Genomic DNA, 5,937 nt, shown 5'->3' on the forward strand with positions numbered 1-5,937 from the left:
GGTTCGGTTGATGGTTGGCCCGACATAGTTTGCTTCGTCCCGCAGTTGCACTTCGCCGGTATGGAGCCCGATCCGCAAGCTGATCGGCGCAAGCGGCGTGAGCTGCAGCCGCAGCGCAAACGCGACCGCGTCGCTGGCACGGGCGAAGGCGACGACGAAGCTGTCACCCTCACCTTGCTCCACCGGGCGCACGCCCCGGTACTCGGCCACCAGGTCCGACACCGCGCGGTCCAGGTGCGCAACAGCGGCGGTCATGACGTCAGGCTGGGTCTGCCAGAGCCGCGTCGAACCCTCGACGTCTGCGAGCAGCAACGTCACCGTTCCAGTCGGGAGCTCGCTCACGCCCAAGTCGCTCCAGTTCAATAGCGGCGTTTCCGTGCGCCGGTCGATCTCAGTCATGTTAGCCAGCATGCGTCGTCTATACGGCCCAATCATCGGCTGAACCGCCTAGACGCCCGCCCGCGTGCATTCGATGGATCTAGGCCATTTGGCCGATGCCGTAGCCCGCCGGGAAGCCCATAGTGACCTCGTCGGAGTCAAAGGAGATAGCGAATGAACACCAGCACCTTGATCGATGCCCACTTCACCACGGGCGTGCTGCATGGCCATTACGCCAGCCGCTTCGAGGATCTCGTCGCGGCGCTGGCTGACGAAGTCACCTCAGGCGGCGAGCTGGGAGCCGCCATCGCCGTTGATATCGACGGCGAGCTCGTCGTGGACATTTGGGGCGGGCATGCCGACAGAGCGAAGACCCAGGACTGGTCGAAGGACACCATTGTCAACGTCTTCTCCAGCACCAAGAACGTGACGGCCCTGGCGGCGCTGATGCTGATCGACCGGGGACTGCTCGATCCGTTCGCCCCGGTCGCGAAATACTGGCCGGAGTTCGCCGCCAACGGCAAGCATGACATCGAGGTACGCCACGTCCTGAGCCACACCTCCGGGGTCTCCGGGTGGGAGATGCCCTTCACCCTCCAGGACATCTACGACTGGGAGAAATCCACGTCGCGGCTTGCCGCCCAGGCGCCCTGGTGGGAACCAGGCACGGCTTCGGGCTACCACGCGGTGACCATCGGCCACCTCGTCGGCGAGATCGTCCGCCGGGTCACCGGTATGACGCTGAAACAGTTTGTGCATCGAGAGCTCGCCGAGCCGCTGGGCGCTGATCTGCAGATCGGTGCGCGGCCCGAGGACGATCACCGGATTGCCAAACTCGTTCCGCCGCCACCGCTGGATGTGCCGCTCGACGCGGTGCCCGACGACCATCCCATGCGCAAGACGTTCGCCGCAATGCCGCCAACGCCCCAGAGCGCGCTGGCGGCCGAGACGACGGCGTGGCGCCGCGCCGAGATCGGCTCGGCCAACGGCCATGGCAACGCGCGGTCGTTGGTGCGTATCCGTTCGCCAATCTCGTTGGGCGGCAGGGTTGGCGGGGTACGGCTGCTGCGTCCGGACACCGTCGACCTGATCTTCGAGGAGCAGGCCAACGGCGTCGACCTGGTGTTGGCGATGCCGGCGCGGTGGGGGATCGGCTTCGCGCTGCCCCACCCTGACGCGGTCCCGGACATACCCGACGAGAAGATCTGCTACTGGGGCGGCTGGGGCGGATCCATGGCGGTCATGAACCCCCACCGCCGCACCACTTTTGCCTACGTTATGAACAAGATGGGACAGGTTACCTCGGCCGGGACCGAGCGCACCCGCAGGTACGCCCGGCTGATTTACCAGGCTCTCGACTGACCGGTCCTCAGTAGGGGCGCCCACCCTCGGGCATCACGTATTCGGACGTCGGCCCGTAGACGCCGTTGACCGTCGTCCCGCCGTTGATGATGCCCGGCGCCATTTCCAGCATGTTGTGCGGGAAGCCGAATTTCGGCTTGGTCAGCGCGTCGAGTCGCGCCAGTTCGTCGGCGCCCAGCTTCACATCGACGGCGCGGACGTTGTCGTCCAACTGCGAGAGCCTGCGCGCCCCGATGATCACGGACGAGATGGCCGGTTGCGCCTGCACCCAGGCCAGCGCCACACTGGCGACGTTCGTCTCGTGGGCCTTCGCGATGACCTCGAGTTCGTGGATCAGCGCATAGGTCTTGTCGTTGAGGAACGCGTTGACCATCGCGCCGCGACCGGAATCCTGCCGGCCGGCATTGGCTCGGGTGTACTTGCCGCTGAGCACGCCGCCCTTGAGCGGCGACCACGGTGTGATGCCGAGGCCGAATTCGGACGCCATCGGCACCAGCTCCTGTTCGATGTCGCGCTCCAGCAGCGAGTACTCGACCTGCAGCCCGACGAACGCCGACCAGCCGCGGAAGCGGGCGGTGACGTTGGCTTCGGCGATCTTCCACGCCGGCGTGTCCGAGACGCCGATGTAGCGCACCTTGCCCGCCCGAACCAGGTCGTCGAGTGCCGCCATGGTCTCGTCGATCGGGGTGTTGGCGTCCCAGATGTGCAGCCAGTACAGGTCGATGTAGTCGGTCTGCAGGCGCCGCAACGAGTTTTCGCACGCGCTCAGCACGGATTTGCGGCCCGAGCCGCCACCATTCGGGTCGCCCGGGTACAGGTTGCCGCTGAACTTGGTCGCGATCACCAAGCGGTCGCGGCGGGCCGGGTGTCGCCCGACGTGGTCGCCGAGGATCTTCTCGGAGTGGCTCCGGGTGTAGAAGTTGGCGGTGTCGATGAAGTTGCCGCCGAGTTCGGTGTATCGATCGATGATCTGTTGGGACTCTTCCACACTGGTGCCCCAGCCGAGGTCTTCGCCGAACGTCATCGCGCCGAGGCACAAGGGGCTGACCCGCAGGCCGGAGCGTCCGAGTGTCACGTATTGATCCAGGGGCATGGCGGCGGCTTTCTGGTAGATTGTTCGGTTATGCGCTTGTTCCAAACAAAACTAGTTCATGGCTGAACGATCTGGCAAGTCGATGTCAGCAGTCGATGCGGCGAAGATCTGGTCGTTGAACTACCGGGTGCTGGTTTCGGTCATCGCCTGCGCCGAGGCCGATATCAGCGCGCTCGGTCTCGAGTCCAAGGAGCTGTTCCTGCTCGCCGAGATCGACGAGCATCCCTACCCCGCCGAATTGGCCGCGACGCTCAGCATGCCCAAGGCGACGGTGACGGTCTACCTGAAACGGCTCGAGGCGGCCGGGTTCGTGCGCCGCGAGATCGACCCCGGCGATCTCCGTCGCCACCGGCTTCTGCTCACCCCGGCCGGCCGGAAAGCGGCCGCCGACGGCCTCGCGTTGCTGTCGGCGGAGTTCGACAAGCGCCTCGGGCGTCTCACCGCCGGGCAGCAAAAAGAGCTGAAAGGCCTGCTGGAGCGAATCGTCTGAACGCCTCGGCTAGTCTGACGTGTCGTGCGCGTCCTGGTGATCGGTTCCGGTGCCCGTGAGCATGCGCTGCTGCTGGCGCTGCGCAAGGATCCGCAGGTCACGGGGCTGGCCGTCGCTCCCGGCAACGCCGGTACGGCCCGGCTGGCCGAGCAGCACGACGTCGACATCACCTCGGGCGAAGCGGTGGTCGCGCTGGCGCGCGAGGTGCGGGCCGACCTCGTGGTCATCGGGCCCGAGGTGCCGCTGGTGCTGGGGGTGGCGGATGCCGTGCGCGCCGCCGGCATCGCCTGCTTCGGACCCGGCAAGGACGCCGCCCGCATCGAGGGCTCCAAGGCGTTCGCCAAAGACGTGATGGCCGCGGCCGGCGTGCGCACCGCCGCGAGCGAAATCGTCGACAGCCCGGCGCGTTTGGACGCGGCCCTGGACCGCTTCGGCCCGCCGGCCGGTAATCTGGCGTGGGTGGTGAAGGACGATGCCCTGGCCGCGGGCAAGGGCGTGGTGGTGACCCCCGATCGGGACGCGGCGCGCGCCCACGCCGCCGGCCTGCTCGAGGCGGGTCATCCCGTGCTGCTGGAGTCTTTCCTCGACGGTCCCGAGGTGTCGTTGTTCTGCGTCGTCGACGGCGCCACCGTGGTGCCGCTGTTGCCGGCGCAGGACTTCAAGCGGGTTGGCGACAACGACTCCGGTCCCAACACCGGCGGCATGGGCGCCTACGCGCCGCTCACCTGGCTGCCCGAGGACCTCTACCGGGAAATTGTCAGCCGGATCGTCGAACCCGTTGCGGCCGAACTGGTTCGGCGCGACTGCCCCTTCAGCGGCTTGCTCTACGTCGGTCTGGCGATCACCGCGAAGGGGCCCGCCGTCGTCGAATTCAATTGCCGCTTCGGCGATCCCGAGACGCAGGCCGTGCTGGCGCTGCTCGAGTCCCCACTCGGCCAGTTGCTTTATGCCGCGAGCACCGGCGCGCTGGCCGATTTCGGCGGGCTGCGCTGGAGCGAAGGCGCCGCGGTGACGGTGGTGCTGGCGGCCGAAAACTATCCCGGGCGCCCGCGGGTCGGGGACGTCGTCGTCGGCGCGGACGCCGACGGCGTGTTGCACGCCGGGACCGCGCGGCGCGACGACGGGGCGGTCGTCTCGTCGGGCGGGCGGGTGCTGTCGGTGGTGGGCACCGGAGCGGACCTGTCCGCCGCCCGCGCGAACGCGTACGAAATTATGGCCTCGATTCGATTGCCCGGCAGCCACTTCCGAAGCGACATCGCCCTCGCGGCGGCCGGAGGCAAGGTCAGGGTCTAAAAACCGGCGGCCTGGCCGTCGCGGCGTGGATCGCTGACCGCCAAGTACCCGTCGTCGAGGCACCAGATCGCCTGGCAGCTGCCGAATTGGTTGTAGTCGTCCACGGCTACCAAATCGTGGCCGCGCCGCCGGAGTTCGTCGAGCGTCGACGCCGGGAACCCCCGTTCGCAGCTGACCTGCGTGCCCTGCACCCAGCGGAACCGGGGGCCGTCGCACGCCGCCTGCGGATTCTGCCCGTGGTCGGCGATGCGCACCATCACCTGCACGTGCCCCTGCGGCTGCATCGTGCCGCCCATCACCCCGAAGCTCATCACCGGGGCCCCGTCCCTTGTGACGAACCCCGGGATGATGGTGTGGTACGGACGCTTGCCGGGCCCGACGCGGTTCGGATGTCCCTCGGCCACAGCGAAATCCGCGCCGCGGTTTTGCAGCGACACCCCGGTGCCCGGCACCACCACACCGGAGCCGAAGCCCATGTAGTTGGACTGGATCATCGACACCATGACCCCGTCGGCGTCGGCCGCGGTCAGGTAAACGGTGCCCCCGCGCGGGGTGCCCGCGGACGCCGGCTTGGCCCGGGCGCGATCGATCTGTGCGGCGCGCTGCCGCAGGTATTCCTTGTCGAGCAGGTGATCCGGGGCCAGCGCCATGTGATCGATGTCGGCGACATAGGCCTGCGCGTCGGCGAACGCCAGCTTCACGGCCTCGATCTGCAGATGCACGCTGTCGGCCGAATCGGCCGGCCACGAGGACATGTCGAAGTGTTCCAGGATCCCCAGCGCGATGAGCGCCGCGATCCCCTGGCCGTTGGGCGGTATCTCGTGCACCGTGTACCCGCGATAGGCCACATCGATCGTGCCCACCCAGTCGGCGCGGTGCGCGGCGAGGTCGTCGGCGCGCATCGCCCCGCCATTGGCCAGCGCGTGCGCCTCCAGCTTGGCGGCCACGTCGCCGCGGTAGAACGCCTCTGCGTTGGTCGCGGCGATCCGCTCGAGCGTGGCCGCCTGGTCGGGAAACCTGAAGAGCTCGCCGGGTTTCGGCGCGCGCCCGCCGGGCAGGAACGCCTCGGCGAACCCCGGCTGGTCCTTGAACAGCGGCACCTGGGCCGCCCATTGCTCCGCGACCGTCGGCGACACCAGAAAGCCGTTGCGGCCGTAGGAGATCGCGGGTTCGAACAGGCGCTCGAAAGCGAGCTTGCCGAACTTGGCGTGCAGCTCCGCCCAGGCCGACACCGCCCCCGGCACGGTCACCGAGTTCCAGCCGAGCGCGGGAACGGCGTTGCCGCCGAAGTACTCTGGCGTCCAGACCGCGGGGGAGCGCC

Annotated in this window: 6 protein-coding genes; 3 read left to right on the forward strand and 3 right to left on the reverse strand. The window is 68.1% G+C overall.

Annotated features, from left to right (window positions below; all coding sequences use genetic code 11):
- The coding region (locus A5673_RS18405; RefSeq protein ID WP_369806499.1) for an adenylate/guanylate cyclase domain-containing protein at nt 1–411 on the reverse strand (411 nt) is incomplete at its 3' end.
- A 141-nt stretch (nt 412–552) separates the two neighbouring features.
- Between A5673_RS18405 and A5673_RS18410 the strand changes: the two genes are divergently transcribed.
- A complete protein-coding gene (locus A5673_RS18410) occupies nt 553–1,740 on the forward strand; it encodes a serine hydrolase domain-containing protein (protein ID WP_068235430.1) in 1,188 nt (395 codons plus the stop codon).
- Between the two features lie 7 nt (nt 1,741–1,747).
- On the opposite strand, the gene A5673_RS18415 is transcribed toward A5673_RS18410, so the two are convergent.
- Nucleotides 1,748–2,833, reverse strand: coding sequence for an aldo/keto reductase (locus tag A5673_RS18415; protein WP_068235439.1), 1,086 nt, complete (start codon nt 2,831–2,833; stop codon nt 1,748–1,750).
- A gap of 115 nt (nt 2,834–2,948) precedes the next feature.
- Here A5673_RS18415 and A5673_RS18420 point away from each other — a divergent pair, with 115 nt between their 5' ends.
- Both A5673_RS18420 and purD read left to right on the forward strand, forming a co-directional pair.
- Entirely contained in the window at nt 2,949–3,323 is a 375-nt protein-coding gene (locus tag A5673_RS18420) for a MarR family winged helix-turn-helix transcriptional regulator (protein WP_231971131.1), read from the forward strand.
- 24 nt (nt 3,324–3,347) lie between these two features.
- Nucleotides 3,348–4,616, forward strand: coding sequence for a phosphoribosylamine--glycine ligase (gene purD, locus A5673_RS18425; RefSeq protein ID WP_068235436.1), 1,269 nt, complete (start codon nt 3,348–3,350; stop codon nt 4,614–4,616).
- On the opposite strand, the gene A5673_RS18430 is transcribed toward purD, so the two are convergent.
- Nucleotides 4,613–5,937: gamma-glutamyltransferase family protein (locus A5673_RS18430; RefSeq protein ID WP_068235441.1), on the reverse strand; the 1,325-nt coding region annotated here is incomplete at its 5' end. The genes purD and A5673_RS18430 overlap by 4 nt on opposite strands.

Origin of the sequence: Mycobacterium sp. E3198 (assembly GCF_001667015.1) — a bacterium.
Classification (GTDB): domain Bacteria; phylum Actinomycetota; class Actinomycetes; order Mycobacteriales; family Mycobacteriaceae; genus Mycobacterium.

Excerpts from the sequence above, each read along its gene's own strand:
- A5673_RS18410 (WP_068235430.1), top strand. The coding sequence starts at position 553 with ATGAACACCAGCACCTTGATCGATGCCCACTTCACCACGGGCGTGCTG.
- A5673_RS18415 (WP_068235439.1), bottom strand. The coding sequence starts at position 2,833 with ATGCCCCTGGATCAATACGTGACACTCGGACGCTCCGGCCTGCGGGTC.